General features: G+C 42.6%; 20 protein-coding genes, 2 tRNA genes and 1 rRNA gene. 1 reads left to right on the top strand and 22 read right to left on the bottom strand.

What is annotated here, in order from left to right:
- Nucleotides 1-35: 35 nt before the first annotated feature.
- From Q0Y52_RS08870 to Q0Y52_RS08860, 3 genes are all read right to left on the bottom strand, one after another.
- A tRNA-Ala gene (locus Q0Y52_RS08870) sits at nucleotides 36-111 on the bottom strand.
- A gap of 110 nt (nucleotides 112-221) precedes the next feature.
- Nucleotides 222-298, bottom strand: a tRNA-Ile gene (locus tag Q0Y52_RS08865).
- A gap of 149 nt (nucleotides 299-447) precedes the next feature.
- Nucleotides 448-1984, bottom strand: a 16S ribosomal RNA gene (locus Q0Y52_RS08860).
- Between the two features lie 483 nt (nucleotides 1985-2467).
- Here Q0Y52_RS08860 and Q0Y52_RS08855 point away from each other — a divergent pair.
- Entirely contained in the window at nucleotides 2468-3238 is a 771-nt protein-coding gene (locus tag Q0Y52_RS08855) for a hypothetical protein (RefSeq protein WP_297820719.1), read from the top strand.
- 59 nt (nucleotides 3239-3297) lie between these two features.
- Here the strand turns inward: Q0Y52_RS08855 and rplQ are convergent, their stop codons facing one another.
- From rplQ to Q0Y52_RS08760, 19 genes are all read right to left on the bottom strand, one after another.
- On the bottom strand, nucleotides 3298-3699 hold the full coding sequence (rplQ, locus tag Q0Y52_RS08850; RefSeq protein ID WP_297820717.1) for a 50S ribosomal protein L17: 402 nt from the start codon (nucleotides 3697-3699) through the stop codon (nucleotides 3298-3300).
- Nucleotides 3700-3738: 39 nt separating this feature from the next.
- On the bottom strand, nucleotides 3739-4728 hold the full coding sequence (rpoA, locus tag Q0Y52_RS08845) for a DNA-directed RNA polymerase subunit alpha (RefSeq protein WP_007625666.1): 990 nt from the start codon (nucleotides 4726-4728) through the stop codon (nucleotides 3739-3741).
- Between the two features lie 22 nt (nucleotides 4729-4750).
- Nucleotides 4751-5371, bottom strand: a complete 621-nt coding sequence (rpsD, locus tag Q0Y52_RS08840; RefSeq protein WP_101199008.1) for a 30S ribosomal protein S4 — start codon at nucleotides 5369-5371, stop codon at nucleotides 4751-4753.
- 24 nt (nucleotides 5372-5395) lie between these two features.
- Nucleotides 5396-5785: a 30S ribosomal protein S11 gene (gene rpsK, locus Q0Y52_RS08835; RefSeq protein WP_297820713.1), complete on the bottom strand. Its 390-nt coding sequence runs from the start codon at nucleotides 5783-5785 to the stop codon at nucleotides 5396-5398.
- 12 nt (nucleotides 5786-5797) lie between these two features.
- Entirely contained in the window at nucleotides 5798-6154 is a 357-nt protein-coding gene (rpsM, locus tag Q0Y52_RS08830) for a 30S ribosomal protein S13 (protein WP_297820711.1), read from the bottom strand.
- A gap of 124 nt (nucleotides 6155-6278) precedes the next feature.
- On the bottom strand, nucleotides 6279-6395 hold the full coding sequence (gene rpmJ, locus Q0Y52_RS08825; RefSeq protein ID WP_081588951.1) for a 50S ribosomal protein L36: 117 nt from the start codon (nucleotides 6393-6395) through the stop codon (nucleotides 6279-6281).
- Nucleotides 6396-6419: 24 nt separating this feature from the next.
- Entirely contained in the window at nucleotides 6420-7739 is a 1320-nt protein-coding gene (gene secY / locus Q0Y52_RS08820; protein ID WP_297820708.1) for a preprotein translocase subunit SecY, read from the bottom strand.
- A gap of 5 nt (nucleotides 7740-7744) precedes the next feature.
- Nucleotides 7745-8179 carry a 50S ribosomal protein L15 gene (gene rplO, locus Q0Y52_RS08815; protein WP_297820706.1) on the bottom strand — a complete coding sequence of 145 codons (435 nt, stop codon included), beginning with the start codon at nucleotides 8177-8179 and terminating at the stop codon, nucleotides 7745-7747.
- A gap of 3 nt (nucleotides 8180-8182) precedes the next feature.
- Nucleotides 8183-8368, bottom strand: a complete 186-nt coding sequence (rpmD, locus tag Q0Y52_RS08810) for a 50S ribosomal protein L30 (protein WP_297821491.1) — start codon at nucleotides 8366-8368, stop codon at nucleotides 8183-8185.
- Nucleotides 8369-8371: 3 nt separating this feature from the next.
- Entirely contained in the window at nucleotides 8372-8875 is a 504-nt protein-coding gene (gene rpsE, locus Q0Y52_RS08805) for a 30S ribosomal protein S5 (protein ID WP_297820704.1), read from the bottom strand.
- Nucleotides 8876-8884: 9 nt separating this feature from the next.
- Nucleotides 8885-9238: a 50S ribosomal protein L18 gene (rplR, locus tag Q0Y52_RS08800; protein WP_007625689.1), complete on the bottom strand. Its 354-nt coding sequence runs from the start codon at nucleotides 9236-9238 to the stop codon at nucleotides 8885-8887.
- A gap of 12 nt (nucleotides 9239-9250) precedes the next feature.
- Nucleotides 9251-9784: a 50S ribosomal protein L6 gene (gene rplF, locus Q0Y52_RS08795; protein WP_297820701.1), complete on the bottom strand. Its 534-nt coding sequence runs from the start codon at nucleotides 9782-9784 to the stop codon at nucleotides 9251-9253.
- A gap of 10 nt (nucleotides 9785-9794) precedes the next feature.
- Complete coding sequence (rpsH, locus tag Q0Y52_RS08790; protein ID WP_297820699.1) at nucleotides 9795-10187, bottom strand: 30S ribosomal protein S8; 393 nt, start codon at nucleotides 10185-10187, stop codon at nucleotides 9795-9797.
- Nucleotides 10188-10199: 12 nt separating this feature from the next.
- Complete coding sequence (rpsN, locus tag Q0Y52_RS08785) at nucleotides 10200-10505, bottom strand: 30S ribosomal protein S14 (RefSeq protein WP_007625692.1); 306 nt, start codon at nucleotides 10503-10505, stop codon at nucleotides 10200-10202.
- Nucleotides 10506-10516: 11 nt separating this feature from the next.
- On the bottom strand, nucleotides 10517-11056 hold the full coding sequence (gene rplE / locus Q0Y52_RS08780; RefSeq protein ID WP_297820697.1) for a 50S ribosomal protein L5: 540 nt from the start codon (nucleotides 11054-11056) through the stop codon (nucleotides 10517-10519).
- 15 nt (nucleotides 11057-11071) lie between these two features.
- Nucleotides 11072-11386 (bottom strand): 50S ribosomal protein L24, encoded by a 315-nt coding sequence (gene rplX, locus Q0Y52_RS08775; protein ID WP_297820695.1) that lies wholly within the window; start codon nucleotides 11384-11386, stop codon nucleotides 11072-11074.
- 11 nt (nucleotides 11387-11397) lie between these two features.
- Nucleotides 11398-11763, bottom strand: coding sequence for a 50S ribosomal protein L14 (gene rplN / locus Q0Y52_RS08770; protein WP_158971317.1), 366 nt, complete (start codon nucleotides 11761-11763; stop codon nucleotides 11398-11400).
- Nucleotides 11764-12423: 660 nt separating this feature from the next.
- The gene (locus Q0Y52_RS08765) at nucleotides 12424-14061 is read right to left on the bottom strand and encodes an AMP-binding protein (RefSeq protein WP_297820692.1); all 1638 of its coding nucleotides are present in this window, start codon (nucleotides 14059-14061) and stop codon (nucleotides 12424-12426) included.
- 659 nt (nucleotides 14062-14720) lie between these two features.
- Entirely contained in the window at nucleotides 14721-17006 is a 2286-nt protein-coding gene (locus Q0Y52_RS08760) for a bifunctional diguanylate cyclase/phosphodiesterase (protein WP_297820690.1), read from the bottom strand.
- Between the last annotated feature and the right edge of the window lies 1 nt (nucleotide 17007).

Raw genomic sequence — 17007 nt, 5'->3', positions numbered from 1 at the left:
TCTTCCTATTGAGCAAAAGATCCAATTAATAAAATTGGTGGAGCCAAGCAGGATCGAACTGCTGACCTCCTGCGTGCAAGGCAGGCGCTCTCCCAGCTGAGCTATGGCCCCGCTGTAAAGCAGGTCGATGTTTTCACATCTAATCTCTTCTAATCAAGGCGGATACCGAGGACGCATGCATTTGCACACAACAAGGTTTCCAACGCAGAGTAGGAAAGATTTGGTAGGCTTGGGCAGACTTGAACTGCCGACCTCACCCTTATCAGGGGTGCGCTCTAACCAGCTGAGCTACAAGCCTATTATGAGCTGTACTCACTAGGCTGTCCTCGCCACATTTACGTATGGCAGGGTTGCTATCCAGTAGAACGTTATTTCTTTCTTTTGCTCTTCTCATCAAAACAAAACAATCTGTGTGAACACTCAACGAAGCAAGGCTCGCCGTAATAGTAAGGAGGTGATCCAACCCCAGGTTCCCCTAGGGTTACCTTGTTACGACTTCACCCCAGTCATGAATCACAAAGTGGTAACCGTCCTCCCGAAGGTTAGACTAGCTACTTCTTTTGCAACCCACTCCCATGGTGTGACGGGCGGTGTGTACAAGGCCCGGGAACGTATTCACCGCAACATTCTGATTTGCGATTACTAGCGATTCCGACTTCATGGAGTCGAGTTGCAGACTCCAATCCGGACTACGACGAGCTTTAAGGGATCCGCTTACCCTCGCAGGTTCGCTTCCCTCTGTACTCGCCATTGTAGCACGTGTGTAGCCCTACTCGTAAGGGCCATGATGACTTGACGTCGTCCCCACCTTCCTCCGGTTTGTCACCGGCAGTCTCCTTAGAGTGCCCAACTTAAGGCTGGCAACTAAGGACAAGGGTTGCGCTCGTTGCGGGACTTAACCCAACATCTCACGACACGAGCTGACGACAGCCATGCAGCACCTGTATCTAGATTCCCGAAGGCACCAATTCATCTCTGAAAAGTTTCTAGTATGTCAAGAGTAGGTAAGGTTCTTCGCGTTGCATCGAATTAAACCACATGCTCCACCGCTTGTGCGGGCCCCCGTCAATTCATTTGAGTTTTAACCTTGCGGCCGTACTCCCCAGGCGGTCTACTTATCGCGTTAGCTGCGCTACTCACGGATTAAATCCACAAACAGCTAGTAGACAGCGTTTACGGTGTGGACTACCAGGGTATCTAATCCTGTTCGCTACCCACACTTTCGCACATGAGCGTCAGTCTTTGGCCAGGGAGTCGCCTTCGCCACTGATGTTCCTTCTGATATCTACGCATTTCACCGCTACACCAGAAATTCCACTCCCCTCTCCAAGACTCTAGTCTGCCAGTTCTAAATGCTATTCCCAGGTTGAGCCCGGGGCTTTCACATCTAGCTTAACAAACCGCCTGCGTGCGCTTTACGCCCAGTAATTCCGATTAACGCTCGGACCCTCCGTATTACCGCGGCTGCTGGCACGGAGTTAGCCGGTCCTTCTTCTGTTGCTAACGTCATACCTGATGGGTATTAACCAACAAGCTTTCCTCACAACTGAAAGTGCTTTACAACCCGAAGGCCTTCTTCACACACGCGGCATGGCTGCATCAGAGTTTCCTCCATTGTGCAATATTCCCCACTGCTGCCTCCCGTAGGAGTCTGGGCCGTGTCTCAGTCCCAGTGTGGCTGATCTTCCTCTCAGAACAGCTAGAGATCGTCGCCTTGGTGAGCCTTTACCTCACCAACAAGCTAATCTCGCTTAGGCCACTCTCTGGGCGAGAGGAGCAAGCTCCCCCCTTTGGTCCGTAGACATTATGCGGTATTAGCTATCGTTTCCAATAGTTATCCCCCACCCAAAGGCATGTTCCTAAGTATTACTCACCCGTCCGCCACTCGACATCATCTAGCAAGCTAGACATGTTTCCGTTCGACTTGCATGTGTTAGGCCTGCCGCCAGCGTTCAATCTGAGCCATGATCAAACTCTTCAATTAAATATTAAAAATATGAATTTTTTTTGGTGAACTCTCACTTCGTGAGAGTCCACACAGATTGTCTTGTTCTAATTGTTAAAGAGCATGCTAACTGCGTTAGCGGCTTAAGTAGTTGTCCGTAGACCCTCTTAAGCGGGAGGCGTATATTACGTCATTCCCTTTTGATGTCAACGATTTAATTTATTTTTCTTTTCAATTAAACCTTGCTACATCCCGCACCAAATATACGTTTACCGTATAAGCAACAAATTAGGAAATCCTGTTTATTGCGGTTGACCTAACCGGTTGTCCTTGAAGCGATCCGGTATCCTATAGATTTATACTTAGGCGTCAACCTTTATAATTAAATAAAATGTTTTAATGCTATAATCAGGTTGTTTTTCACTCAAGATGTATGAATTCTACTCAGTTGTTAATAAATTGAATTTTTTGTCTTTATGCATGTCGTATTCAATAGATTTATAAAGAAGTGGTAATAAAGGTATGTTGAAGGTTGTTACATTGGCAATAGTTTTTAGTTCTCTAGCTTATATACCTGATACATTTTCAATCGAAACAAAGATTGAAACAAGCAATACTCAATTCAGTGAAAAGTTTCTTCAAAAACAAATTAATCAGAATGTCACGATAGGCAGAGCAATCAAGACCATAGTAGGACATTACCCGCAACGAGCAGCATCAATAGTAGGTACAGCGCTAGATTTATATCCAGAACAATATAAAGAGATCATGCATGCTGCTATATCTGCACAACCCACTTTAGCTGATGAAGTGGTCACCATGGCACTCAATAAAGGTATTAGCAACTTATCTAGTATTGTTGAAACCGCAATAAATGCAGATCCAAGCTACATAGACTTTGTAGTAACAGCAGCAGCGCATTCGACTCCTGAAAAATTAAATGAAATAGTGCGGATTGCTATCATTTCAGAGCCTGATTCGGCAGATTATATTGTGCAATCTCTTGCTAAAGAACATCCAAATAAAATTGTCGATATATTAACATCCGCAATAGGCGCAGTACCTTATGTTGGTGAATATGTTGTTGAAGCGTTACTGGCTATTTATCCAAATGATGCCGAGCTTGTTATCACTACAGCAGTTCGAGAATCTGGCGACCACAGAGAGTATGTGAAAAGGATTATTGAGATTGCACAGAATGCTGGAGTGAATATAGAAAAACTTGAAGCTTACGCAATTAACGGTGGTGCAACAAATGAGGAAGTTTCTCAGGTTTTAGATAGTAATCAGTAAATTTATTTTAGATATAAAAAAGCCAGACATAGTCTGGCTTTTTTTATTTAGTACAGTTGTTACTCCGCTTCAGTTTCTTCAATCTCTACGACTGTTTCTACTTCAGGACGACCAACCAATTCAACATAGGCCATAGGTGCTTTATCACCAGTACGGAACCCGCATTTCAATATGCGAATATAACCACCAGGACGCTCATCATAACGAGGTCCTAATTCATTGAACAATTTACCAACAACTTCTTTGTCACCAGTACGTGCCATTGCCAAACGGCGATTAGCTACACTGTCTTGCTTAGCAAGTGTGATTAGAGGCTCAACAACGCGACGCAGCTCTTTGGCCTTTGGTAAAGTTGTCTTAATCAACTCATGTTTAACCAAAGAACCAGCCATGTTTTTAAACATGGCCTGACGATGACTGCTGTTACGATTTAACTGACGACCACTTTTACGATGGCGCATAGTTTTATCCTTCTTTACAAATCAGGTCCAAGAACCCGATTAATCTTTTTCAGCGATTGACTCTGGTGGCCAGTTTTCTAAGCGCATGCCTAGAGACAGTCCACGAGAAGCTAGCACATCTTTAATCTCAGTAAGAGATTTTTTACCTAAGTTAGGAGTTTTTAATAACTCCACTTCAGTACGTTGTACTAGGTCACCAATATATTGAATAGCTTCAGCTTTCAAGCAGTTAGCTGAACGTACAGTTAGCTCTAAATCATCAACAGGTCGAAGTAAAATCGGATCAAATTCCGGCTTTTCTTCTTTTTCAACTGGCTCAGATATATCACGGAGTTCTACGAAAGCATCTAGTTGTTCAGCAAGAATAGTAGCTGCACGACGTATAGCTTCTTCCGGATCTATGGTGCCATTTGTTTCCATATCAATAATTAACTTATCAAGGTCAGTTCTTTGCTCTACTCGAGCAGACTCAACGTTGTAAGATATACGATCAACTGGACTGTATGAAGCATCCACTAATAAACGACCAATAGGTCGATCATCTTCTTCTGAAGAGCGGCGAGTTGATGCAGGAACATAACCACGACCCATTTCTACTTTAATACGCATGCTGAGCTCAGCTTCGCCAGTTAAAGTACAAACCAAATGGTCGGGGTTAACAATTTCCACATCGCCATCATGCTGGATATCACCAGCTAAAACTGGTCCCGCACCGGATTTCACTAAAGTTAGTGTTGCTTCAGTTTTGCCTTCAAGACGCACGGCTAAACCTTTGAGGTTAAGCAATATTTCAATAACATCTTCTTGAACGCCTTCTTTGGTGCTGTATTCATGCAACACACCATCGATTTCAACTTCTGTTACAGCACATCCTGGCATTGAAGACAATAATATGCGACGTAACGCGTTACCTAGCGTATGGCCAAACCCACGTTCTAAAGGTTCTAGTGTGACCTTTGCGCGAGTTGACGAGACGTTATCAATTTCAACTAATCTTGGTTTTAAAAATTCAGTTACAGAACCTGACATTGTTTCCTCTCTTCTTTAAGCTTTACTTAGAGTAAAGTTCGACAATCAACTGTTCGTTAATATCAGCGGACAAGTCAGTTCTTTCAGGAACACGTTTAAATGTGCCTTCCATTTTCTTGTTATCTACTTCAATCCAAACTGGTTTTTCACGCTGATCAGCTAGCTCCAGTGCAGCAACAATACGCGCTTGCTTTTTCGCTTTCTCACGAACGGACACAACATCATCAGCAGAAACATTAAATGAAGGAACGTTAACAACTTTACCGTTTACCAATATGGCTTTATGGCTTACAAGTTGACGTGCTTCAGCACGAGTACTTGCGAAACCTATACGATATACAACGTTGTCTAGACGCTGCTCCAAAAGCTGTAACAAGTTTTCACCTGTGTTGCCTTTTAAGCGTGCTGCTTCTTTATAATAGTTACGGAACTGCTTTTCCAATACACCGTACATACGACGTACTTTTTGCTTTTCACGTAGCTGAACACCATAATCAGACAAACGTCCACGACGAGCGCCATGCTGACCAGGTGCGGTATCAATTTTACATTTAGATTCGATTGCTCGAACGCCGCTTTTAAGGAATAAATCTGTTCCTTCGCGACGGCTAAGTTTGAGTTTTGGACCCAAATATCTTGCCATGATCTTTCTCCAACTGTCCGTCGATTAAACGCGACGTTTTTTCGGTGGACGACAACCGTTGTGAGGAATAGGTGTCACATCGGTAATATTAGTGATTTTATAACCAGCAGCGTTCAAAGCTCGGATCGCAGATTCACGACCTGGACCTGGGCCCTTAACGAACACTTCTATGTTTTTCAAACCGTAATCCTGAGCGGCTGTACCAGCTCGTTCAGCAGCTACTTGAGCAGCAAATGGTGTTGATTTACGTGAACCACGAAAACCTGAACCACCTGATGTTGCCCATGACAGAGCATTGCCCTGTCGGTCAGTAATAGTCACTATTGTGTTGTTGAAAGAGGCATGAATATGAGCCATACCATCAGCAACTTGACGTTTTACGCGCTTACGCGTTTTAGGTTGTGCTTTAGCCATAATATCCCCCGCTTATCGTTTTATTGCTTTGCGAGGACCTTTACGGGTACGCGCATTAGTTTTAGTGCGCTGACCACGTAGAGGAAGACTACGACGATGGCGAATACCACGGTAGCAACCCAAATCCATCAAACGTTTAATACTCATTGACACTTCACGGCGAAGGTCACCTTCAACTGTGAACTTAGCAACTTCATCACGAAGTTTATCAATCTGTTCTTCACTAAGATCTTTGATCTTGGTTGTCTCTGCAACACCAGAGGCTGCACAAATGCTTTTAGCACGAGTGGAGCCAACACCATAAATTGCAGATAATGCAATTACAGTATGCTTGTGTTCAGGGATGTTAATGCCAGCAATACGGGCCATTAACAGTACTCCTTATAATTTATAGTCATCAGCCTAAAAAGCCCGATAGGATACTTACCCAATAACTAAATTGCAAATAAGGATTGAGGCGCTAGTGTATCTAGACGACCCTCAATCCAATCGATTAACCCTGCCTTTGCTTATGCTTAAGGTCAGAACTGCAAATCACACGCACAACACCGTTGCGCTTAACGATTTTACAGTTACGGCAAATCCGCTTGACTGATGCACGAACTTTCATTTCATCACTCCGTAAATCGCTATCTTAGCGGCCATAGCCTTTAAGATTAGCTTTTTTAAGAACAGACTCATATTGATTTGACATCAAATGGGTCTGCACCTGCGCCATGAAATCCATGACAACCACTACCATAATAAGTAGTGATGTACCGCCAAAGTAGAACGGAACGTTCCAGGCGATCAACATGAACTCAGGCACTAAACATATAAAGGTTATGTAAAGTGCACCTGCCAAAGTAAGGCGTGTCATCACTTTATCAACATATTTAGATGTTTGCTCACCAGGACGAATACCAGGAACAAAAGCCCCAGACTTCTTCAAGTTGTCTGCTGTCTCGCGTGGGTTAAAAACCAAGGCGGTATAGAAGAAACAGAAGAAGATAATCGTCGCAGCATATAACATCACATACAAAGGTTGACCGGGGGACAACTGAAGCGCCACATCTTGTAACCAAGATAATGACTCATTCTGACCAAACCAGTTTGCAATCGTACCAGGGAACAAAATTATACTTGAAGCAAAAATAGGAGGAATAACACCCGCCATGTTCACTTTTAAAGGTAAATGCGTACTTTGTGCAGCAAAGACTTTTCGTCCTTGTTGACGTTTTGCATAGTTAACAACAATACGTCGTTGACCACGCTCTACGAATACAACAAACCCAGTGACAGCAATAATAATTACACCCACTAACATCAAGAACAATAAATTCAATTCGCCTTGCCTTGCCATTTCAGCAACATTACCTAATGCTGATGGCAAGCCAGATACAATACCAGCAAAAATCAGAATAGAGATACCGTTACCAATACCTCTCTCTGTAATTTGTTCACCTAACCACATTAAGAACATCGTTCCCGTGACTAAGCTTATCCATGCTGTAAAGTAAAAACCGAAGCCGGGATTAATTACCAGACCTTGTATAAGGTTAGGTAAGTTTGTCGCTATTCCAACTGCTTGGAACGATGCTAACACTAAAGTAAAATACCTTGTGTATTGGCTAATTTTACGACGTCCTGCTTCACCTTCCTTTTTAAGTTCCATCATCGGCGGATGCATATGTGACATCAACTGAATAATAATGGAAGCTGTAATATAAGGCATGATGCCTAGGGCTAGAACTGACGCGCGTTCAAGTGCACCACCGGAGAACATGTTGAACATCTCCACGATAGTACCTTTCTGTTGCTCAAACAATTGAGCTAACACCGCAGCGTCAATACCAGGAATAGGCACATAAGAACCGAACCTAAATACGATGATCGCACCAAGTACAAACAACAATCTTGATTTAAGCTCGCTCAAGCCGCCTTTAGCGCTCGAATCCTGTCCTGGTTTAGCCATCTAGCCTATTCCTCTACTTTACCGCCAGCCGCCTTGATTGACTCAAGAGCGCCTTTTGATACCTTTAAACCACTGATTGTAACGGCACGTGAAATGTCACCACTTTTCATAACTTTAACAAACAGCATTTCTTTCTTAATAAGACCTGCTGCTTTTAAAGATTCAAGTGATACCACATCACCCTCTACCTTGGCGATTTCGCTTAACGTAACTTGGTCAGAAACCAATGATTTACGTGAAGTAAAACCGAACTTAGGTAGACGACGTTGGATTGGCATTTGTCCGCCTTCAAAACCAGGTTTTACAGAACCGCCTGAGCGAGACTTTTGACCTTTGTGACCACGGCCACCAGTTTTTCCAAGACCAGAGCCCATACCACGGCCCACACGTTTACCAGAATTTTTCGCTCCAGGTGCAGGAGCAAGAGTATTCAAATGCATCTTTTACTCCTCCAATACTTCAACCATGTAAAATACACGGTTGATCATGCCACGGACAGAAGGGGTGTCTTCTAGCTCACGAATATGACCTATTCGACGAAGACCTAAACCAGTAAGCGTAGCTTTATGTTTAGGTAAACGGCCAATAGAACTTTTTGTTTGCTTTACTTTAATCATTTTAGTCATGATCAATTACCCCAAAATCTGCGATACAGACAATCCACGTTTTGCGGCAACTGACTCAGGCGAATTCATTTCTGTCAACGCATTGATGGTTGCACGCACAACGTTAATTGGATTCGTAGATCCATAACATTTTGAAAGTACGTTTTGTACACCCGAAACTTCAAGAACTGCACGCATTGCACCACCGGCAATAATACCAGTACCTTCAGATGCTGGTTGCATGTAGACCTTAGAGCCTGAGTGACGGCCTTTTATTGGGTGCTGTAGCGTGTTGCCATTAAGATCAACGTTCACAATATTGCGACGCGCTTTTTCCATAGCCTTTTGAATTGCAGCAGGCACTTCACGTGCTTTACCGTAACCAAAACCTACACGACCGTTACCGTCACCTACTACTGTCAAAGCAGTAAAGCTAAAGATACGACCACCTTTAACTACTTTAGATACACGGTTAACTGCGATTAGCTTTTCTAGCATATCACCAGCGTTTTGAACTTCTACTTTAGCCATAATTAACTCCTAGAACTGAAGGCCAGCTTCGCGAGCTGCATCAGCTAATGCTTTAACTCGACCGTGATACTTGAATCCACTACGGTCAAAGGCAACTTTCTTGATGCCTTTTTCGATAGCGCGTTCTGCGATCGCTTTGCCAATAGCCGCTGCTGCCGCTGAGTTACCAGTGCCCTTGAGGCTACCAGCTAGTTCAGTTTCAACTGTCGAAGCCGACGCCAATACTTCAGAACCGCTAGGTGCGATTAACTGAGCGTATATGTGACGCGGTGTGCGGTTAACAACCAAGCGGTGCGCGGCCAATTCACTAATTTTTTTACGTGCACGAGTAGCGCGACGCAAACGAGCTGATTTTTTATCCATCGTACCGACTCCTTATTTCTTCTTAGCTTCTTTACGACGCACAACTTCATCTGCGTAACGAACGCCTTTACCTTTATAAGGCTCTGGTGGACGATATGCGCGAATGTTAGCTGCAACCTGACCTATCAACTGTTTATCAACGCCTTTAACGATGATTTCAGTTTGACTAGGAGTTTCAACCGAAACACCCTCAGGCATTTCGTATGCTACTGGGTGAGAGAATCCTAGTGTTAAATTTAGTTTTGCACCTTGAGCTTGCGCACGGTAACCAACACCATTTAAGAGTAGTTTTTTCTCAAAACCTTGAGATACGCCTAAAATCATATTGTTTAATAGAGAGCGAGCTGTACCGGATTGTGCCCAACCATTTGCTTCACCTTCACGAGGCTTAGCCACTAATTGGTTTTCTTCCTGTACTACTTCAACTGCATCATTAAATACACGAACTAGGGTACCGTTTTTACCTTTAACTGTGACTTCTTGGCCAGCGATAGATATTTCTACACCAGACAGGATGTCAACAGGAGCTTTTGCTATACGTGACATATTATTCCCCTTACGCTACGTAGCCGATGATTTCACCGCCCATGCCCGCTTTACGCGCTGCACGGTCAGTCATCACACCTTTAGAGGTAGACACGATAGCCACACCTAAACCACCCATTACTTTTGGCAACTCATCTTTTTTCTTGTAGATGCGAAGACCAGGGCGACTTACGCGCTCAATGCTCTCGATTACTTTTTTGCCTTCGAAGTACTTTAAAGTGACTTCTAACACAGGCTTAACGTCACCAGAAACAGCGAAGTCTGATACATAACCTTCTTCTTTTAGCACGCCTGCAATTGCAACACGAACTTTAGACGAAGGCATAGAAACAGAAACTTTGCTAGCCATCTGGCCATTACGTACGCGGGTAAACATATCCGCGATAGGATCTTGCATACTCATATCAGCTACCCCTTACCAACTGGCTTTTTTCAAGCCAGGCACTTCACCGCGCATAGCTGCTTCACGCAACTTGATACGACTCATGCCAAACTTGCGTAGGAAACCATGTGGACGACCTGTAATGTTGCAGCGATTACGCTTACGACTTACAGATGAGTCACGTGGCAGTTGTTGTAGCTTAAGAACAGCGTCCCAACGTTCTTCATCAGAAGAGTTGACATCGCTGATAGTTGCTTTAAGCGCTGCGCGTTTTACCGCGAACTTAACAACTAGCTTCGCACGTTTTACTTCGCGCGCTTTCATTGATTCTTTTGCCATAACCCTACACCTTACTTTTTAAACGGGAAGTTAAACGCGCTTAATAAAGCGTGTGCTTCCGCATCGGTTTGTGCGCTTGTAGTGATAGTAATATCCATACCGCGTATCTGATCCACTTTATCGAACTCGATTTCAGGGAAGATAATTTGCTCACGAACGCCCATGCTAAAGTTACCACGACCATCGAATGACTTAGGATTTAAGCCACGAAAATCACGGATACGAGGAATTGCTATTGAAACTAAACGTTCAAAGAATTCCCACATACGTTCACCACGTAGGGTTACTTTACAGCCAATCGGATAACCTTCACGGATTTTAAAACCCGCTACAGATTTGCGAGCAACGGTTACAATAGGCTTTTGACCAGCAATTGCTTGCATCTCAGCCGTGGCATTTTCTAATACCTTTTTGTCCGCTACCGCTTCACCTAAACCCATGTTTAGAGTGATTTTATCAATCCGAGGGACTTGCATGACGCTGTTATAGTTGAACTGCTTAGCAAGTTCCGCTACAACTGAGTCTTTATAAAAATCATGCAGTTTCGCCATCGTACTCTCCAATTCTTATACTAGTTCGCCGTCTGATTTGAAGAAACGTACTTTCTTCTCACCTTCAAGACGGAAACCCACACGATCTGCTTTACCCGTTTTCGAGTTGTAGATCGCTACATTTGATACGTGAATCGATGCTTCTTTCTCAACAATGCCACCAGTCACACCCAATTGAGGGTTAGGTTTCTGATGTTTCTTGATCATGCTCACACCTTCAACGATTAGACGGTTAGAAGCAGGAAGAACTTTAAGCACTTTGCCTTGTTTTCCTTTATCTTTACCAGCCAAAACGATGATTTCATCATCACGACGAATTTTGTTAGCCATATCGTGACTCCTTATAATACCTCAGGGGCTAGCGAGACAATCTTCATGTTATTAACACGAAGTTCTCGAGTAACCGGACCAAAGATACGCGTACCAATCGGTTGCTTGTTTGCATTAAGCAAAACAGCTGCGTTGCTGTCAAAACGGATCGAAGATCCATCTGGACGACGAACGCCTTTTCTAGTACGCACCACCACTGCAGTTAGTACATCACCTTTTTTTACTTTACCGCGAGGAATTGCTTCCTTGACAGTAACTTTAATGATGTCACCAATATGTGCATAACGGCGATGCGAGCCACCAAGAACCTTAATACACTGAACCCTGCGAGCGCCAGAATTATCGGCAACATCCAGGTTAGTTTGCATTTGGATCATGTTAGTGCTCCGCTATTAAATTTAAGACTCTTCCGAGCCGTTTAGCTGCAAAAAAACAGCGTTTAGCTGCTTTTTTATACATACCCCAGTTAAAAGGGCGCGAAATACTAACAGAAAATGCTATGCTGCGATAGTGTAATCTCAAAAAATAATACTAAAGGTCACGTTTTACCTATTAGGTTGCTGTTTTCGTACAAGTTGCGCTTATAGCACCCTGATTTAAAGGCTCTGTATTTTTTACTTGGCATCAAAAGTTCACTTCAGGTGACTTTTTAGGGCAAGTTAAGTTCATTAAAGTATCGAAATATTGCCCCCTCTGTATGAGTTATCTGTTTTTTAACAGTGATTATAAAATTTAGTTCTTCGTCAATCCCATTATTACAGTTCTAATGAGTAGAACTGTGTGACCTTAATCATTAGGGTTTACACATAAATGTTATTCGATAATGACCTGTTCTTCTTCATCATTAAAACTACTGTAATGATTAGGTAATAGAATTAGGTAAAACGATTTACTATCGGCAAAAAATTGTTTGCCATTAAGATGGATGACTTGAGAAAAATTTTGGCTTTTGGATACCCCTTACAATCTTTACCAAACCTATGCTCTAAATCGCTGGGCTATTTGTAAAGATTGTAATCTATTATAAATTTTACCGACTATTGCCTAGCTATTTTCCCTGATAGCGCACTATTGATGAGGCTGTCATATTGTTCTTCAAGCTCATGCCGTTTAACCTTGAGAGTCGGGGTTAGAAGGCCATTATCAACAGTCCATTCATCTTTCATCACGACTAAGCAGTCAAGTACTGCATGGCTTTCAAGAGTGGCATTCACTTCGTTTAATGTTGTGAGCAAACTTTGTTCAATTTCTTCCGCTGGTAATTTAAGTGCTTCTGGAGACAAAACAACTAAACCAATAGGTTGTTTTAATTGCGAACCAGTCACACACACTTGTTCTATGAAGGAATTAGCCATTAATTTTGATTCAATAGGAACAGGAGCAATATATTTGCCTTTTGATGTTTTAAAAATTTCTTTTAATCGACCGGTAATGGTGATGTACCCCTCACTGTCTATCGAACCTTTATCACCTGTTTTCAAATACCCATCTTCGGTCATCACTTCTGCCGTTTTTTCAGGCTCCAGATAATACTCTTTCATATTACAAGGCCCCTTAACTTGGATTTCTCCTTGTTCAACTATGCGTATATCCACACCGGCATATGCACGTCCTATAGAGCCTATTTTGTCAGACCTAAAAGGCATACAGCAAGTGCCATATGCGCTATTTTCAGTCATTCCCCAACCTTCGGAAATATTGACGCCAATTTTTCTAAACCATTCAAGTGTCGTTGCGGGAATCGGAGCTGAACCGCTGGCGCATAGTCTTGCTTGCCCCAAACCTAATTTAGTACGTATTTTTTTACTCACCCACCACGCCACTATTGGAATTCGTAACAATAAATCGAGCTTTTTCTGTGGCATATTAGCTAATACACCCATTTGAAAACGTGTCCATAAACGGGGAACAGAAAGGAACAAGGTGGGCTGCGTAGCTCTAACATCACGGGCAAATGTATCCAAAGACTCAATAAAGTCGATACGTGAACTGGAGTAAAAACTAGCAATTTCAACCAACACCCTTTCAGTAATATGTGCCAAAGGTAAATAACTGAGAATACGGTCGTTTTGATCCACGCCTAGTTCGTTTAAAGAATTCGATGCTGCCCAACAAATAGATTCGTAATTGTGCACCACACCTTTAGGATTACCTGTACTGCCAGATGTATAAACTATGGTCATCACTGAATCTAGAGCAGGTATCGGTTTGTCGGCAAATGGAGCGACTTGTAATAATTCATCCCACTGTTTATCGGCAGGTATATTGGGATAAGGAAATGCGAGTTTTACAATCCCATTATCGATAGCGGCGACTTGTTTTTCAGTATTGTCCAACTTACCAATAAATATTACTGGGCACTTAGCATGATCCATAACATAACGGATTGTCTTTTCACCGGCAGTAGAATATATAGGTACAGACACATGACCTGCTAACATAATCGCTAAGTCGGTAATAAACCACTCAGCACAATTTTTTGATAAAATGGCAATATTGCTAGCCTTAGGTAAATCCATCGCCAATAAACTTGCAGCAACCTTTCGGGCTTGTTGGCTAGTTTCGTGCCAAGTAAACTCTTTGACGATGCCATCAATAGGCTGTTTCAAATATACGCTTTGAGCGCGAGTATCTTCCCAGTGATAAAGCATTTCCAATGGTGTTTTCAACAACATAGTCTGTCCTTAATTAGTTAGCATGAGGTATTTTTTTCTTATATTAACAAAGTTATAACGATTGCAGCACAGAAGGTCAATATCTATGCATAGAAGGCGTTTTATTATTTTCATAATTACTATTAGTAGCATCGATACAGATTGAATAAGTTTATGATTCAGACAGTTCAATAATAAAATATAACTTTCAGTAGCGACCTTAGCTCAAGCCTTGAAAATTTAGCCTTCACAAATGTGAATTTTCAAGTGAGTGAACGTTTTTTAAAGATTTAGAAACTTATCACAAAACATAAAATACTATATGAACCGTGGCTCACGGGACAAACCTGGTATATTCGAACCTATCTTTGACAAGAGCGTGTTTTGTTTATTTGCGCAACAAGGAGGTAGATCTCATAATTCAAGCGATCCAACCCTCGGGTCTTGACTAATAAGTTCGAAAGAACCAATGCAACAAGCACCTTCAATACTCTTCTTCGCGGTAATAACATTCAATCGTTTTGCTGATGGTCTTCATCCTAATTTTGAACAATTAATTGTAAACAAATACTCTATGTCCAAAAGAATACTTAGACGGGCTTAGTGGCTATAGCTAAAGACTCACCACCACAGTCGTGGCCATCAAAATTCAAAAATAAATCAGATGTCCAATGACACTTTTAAGATTGTCGAGCGAAGGTCTCAAATTTCTCAAGTGGCAACGGTCTGCTGAAAAGATAGCCTTGGTACACTTGACATCCCAGATCCTCAAGGTAATCTCGCTGGGCCCGGCTTTCTATGCCTTCAGCGCTCACCTCTAACCCCATATTTTGGCTAAGATCAATAATCATTTTAGCGATCGCCGCATCATCCTTATCCTTGAGAATTTCTAGGATAAAACTTTTATCTATTTTTAATCGATCCAGAGGGAGTCGTTTCAAATATGACAGAGACGAATAACCCGTACCAAAGTCATCAAGAGAAAAGCTGACACCACTTGCCTTCAAGGTTGTCATTTTATCGATTACATCTTTCATGTCATAAATCAGCACACTTTCCGTCAATTCCAGATTAAGACGCAGTGGATTAGCACCGCTGCGTTTAAGTTCAGTCAATACCTGGCTAACAAAGTCAATCTGGTGAAATTGCATAACACTGACATTCACAGCTATGGTCAGTCCTGCCATTTCCGGGACACATGACCATTTTACTAGCTGATCGCAAGCATCTTTCAGTACCCATGACCCAATAGGTAGAATAATACCACTTGCTTCAGCGATGGGAATGAAATCTGCAGGCATAATGATGCCTCGTTCAGGGTGTAGCCAGCGGATTAAGGCTTCTGCGCCTATTAGCTTATTTTTACAGCTGACTATTGGTTGATAATAAAGGACGAATTGCCCTTTTTTGATTGCTTTACGCAAATCATGCTCCATTGCTGTACGAATAATCATCAATGCCTGCATCTCAGAAGCAAAAAAACGCAAGGTGTTGCGACCCGCTGCTTTAGCAGCATACATGGCGGTATCAGCCTGTTTTATCAGTTCGTCAACGCTGATAGTCTGCTCATTGAATAGCGATATGCCAATACTGCAGGTACAGTGGTATTCGGTCATGCTCTGTGAATCTGTGTTTAAACCCTGCTGCAGAAAATGGGGTTCGTTGAGGTGAGTAATAAACTTTTTAGCCACCGCCTCAGCTTGCTTCTCGACCAAAATTGTTTCATCTAGGTCTTCGATAATCACTACAAATTCGTCTCCCCCAATGCGTGACACTGTATCCCCCTCTCTTATGCATGACTCCAAGCGTGATGCGACACTGACTAGCAACTGATCACCGACATCGTGTCCCAAAGTATCATTGAGGGTTTTAAAATTGTCCAAATCAATCATAATGACTGCCCCTAATCTTTTGTGGCGAACACGGCTTGACAGCGTATGTTTTAGACGGTCAAACATTAGTCGCCGATTAGGTAATTTAGTCAACGGATCATAGAAGGCAAGGTTTAAAATTTGTTCCTCTGCCACTTTTTTAGCAGTAATGTCTCTCAGCGTGTACACATAGTGAGAAACATCTGCTTCGTTATTTCTCACTGCGTTGATCGTCATCCATATTGGATAGTCCTCACCGTTTTTACGGCGCTCCCATATTTCCCCTGACCATTTCCCTTGCTGTTTTAAATTTTTTCTTATTTCAACAAAAAAAGAGGTGGGATGTCGCTCCGAGTTGAGGATATCCCGAGTCTGCCCGACGATTTCTTTATCACTGTAGCCACTCATACTAATAAAAGCCCGATTAACTTGTAAAATCAGGCCCTGAGCATCAGTTATGACCATGCCATCTAGTGACTCAAAAGCAATCGCAGCGATCCGTTGTTGTTGTTGTAACATCCTTTGTTCGGTGATGTCGCTTACCCCGATGTAAAACTCCACTGTGCCGTCGGCTTTTTTTCTACTACTGCTTACCAAATTTACCCATAAAAGCTCACGTTCTGAGGTGAGCATTCTTAGCTCGCAGGAAAAAGGTTGCCCATTTACCTTCATCAGTTTTGTTTTTAAATAATAATTATCTTGGTCGTCTCTATTGATAAGACGGCTTAAAGGCGTCATGAGTAGCTTACTTCTGGGGATACCAAGCAAGTTGGCTAAGGTGAGATTGACTTCTTCGATGATGCCCGCCTCGTTAGATGTGCAATACCCTACCGGAGACATATCATAGAGCTCAAAATATCGTGACCTTGATGTGTCAATCTCTATCTGCGCAGTTCGAAGCTGTTCATTTTGCATCTCCAGCTGGATCTGGTGCACCCGCAACTCGTGTACTATCTGCTTTATTTCCGTTACAGATAACTCTTGTAACTTTGGAGTATTACCGGTCTTGTTCTTTTCTAATTCACTGACAATAGCCTCTGCTTTGTGACGCAGATCCTTCTCAGTGTTAGGCGTTTTATTGTGTAGGTCGCTCATG

The organism is uncultured Paraglaciecola sp. (assembly GCF_943787955.1).
Taxonomy (GTDB): Bacteria; Pseudomonadota; Gammaproteobacteria; order Enterobacterales; family Alteromonadaceae; genus Paraglaciecola.
Note: the sequence above shows the minus strand (reverse complement) of the source record. Positions and strands in the feature narration are given on the sequence as shown.

Excerpts from the sequence above, each read along its gene's own strand:
- Q0Y52_RS08855 (WP_297820719.1), top strand. The coding sequence starts at position 2,468 with ATGTTGAAGGTTGTTACATTGGCAATAGTTTTTAGTTCTCTAGCTTAT.
- rplQ (WP_297820717.1), bottom strand. The coding sequence starts at position 3,699 with ATGCGCCATCGTAAAAGTGGTCGTCAGTTAAATCGTAACAGCAGTCAT.
- rpoA (WP_007625666.1), bottom strand. The coding sequence starts at position 4,728 with ATGTCAGGTTCTGTAACTGAATTTTTAAAACCAAGATTAGTTGAAATT.
- rpsD (WP_101199008.1), bottom strand. The coding sequence starts at position 5,371 with ATGGCAAGATATTTGGGTCCAAAACTCAAACTTAGCCGTCGCGAAGGA.
- rpsK (WP_297820713.1), bottom strand. The coding sequence starts at position 5,785 with ATGGCTAAAGCACAACCTAAAACGCGTAAGCGCGTAAAACGTCAAGTT.
- rpsM (WP_297820711.1), bottom strand. The coding sequence starts at position 6,154 with ATGGCCCGTATTGCTGGCATTAACATCCCTGAACACAAGCATACTGTA.
- rpmJ (WP_081588951.1), bottom strand. The coding sequence starts at position 6,395 with ATGAAAGTTCGTGCATCAGTCAAGCGGATTTGCCGTAACTGTAAAATC.
- secY (WP_297820708.1), bottom strand. The coding sequence starts at position 7,739 with ATGGCTAAACCAGGACAGGATTCGAGCGCTAAAGGCGGCTTGAGCGAG.
- rplO (WP_297820706.1), bottom strand. The coding sequence starts at position 8,179 with ATGCATTTGAATACTCTTGCTCCTGCACCTGGAGCGAAAAATTCTGGT.
- rpsE (WP_297820704.1), bottom strand. The coding sequence starts at position 8,875 with ATGGCTAAAGTAGAAGTTCAAAACGCTGGTGATATGCTAGAAAAGCTA.
- rplR (WP_007625689.1), bottom strand. The coding sequence starts at position 9,238 with ATGGATAAAAAATCAGCTCGTTTGCGTCGCGCTACTCGTGCACGTAAA.
- rplF (WP_297820701.1), bottom strand. The coding sequence starts at position 9,784 with ATGTCACGTATAGCAAAAGCTCCTGTTGACATCCTGTCTGGTGTAGAA.
- rpsH (WP_297820699.1), bottom strand. The coding sequence starts at position 10,187 with ATGAGTATGCAAGATCCTATCGCGGATATGTTTACCCGCGTACGTAAT.
- rpsN (WP_007625692.1), bottom strand. The coding sequence starts at position 10,505 with ATGGCAAAAGAATCAATGAAAGCGCGCGAAGTAAAACGTGCGAAGCTA.
- rplE (WP_297820697.1), bottom strand. The coding sequence starts at position 11,056 with ATGGCGAAACTGCATGATTTTTATAAAGACTCAGTTGTAGCGGAACTT.
- rplX (WP_297820695.1), bottom strand. The coding sequence starts at position 11,386 with ATGGCTAACAAAATTCGTCGTGATGATGAAATCATCGTTTTGGCTGGT.
- rplN (WP_158971317.1), bottom strand. The coding sequence starts at position 11,763 with ATGATCCAAATGCAAACTAACCTGGATGTTGCCGATAATTCTGGCGCT.
- Q0Y52_RS08765 (WP_297820692.1), bottom strand. The coding sequence starts at position 14,061 with ATGTTGTTGAAAACACCATTGGAAATGCTTTATCACTGGGAAGATACT.
- Q0Y52_RS08760 (WP_297820690.1), bottom strand. The coding sequence starts at position 17,006 with ATGAGCGACCTACACAATAAAACGCCTAACACTGAGAAGGATCTGCGT.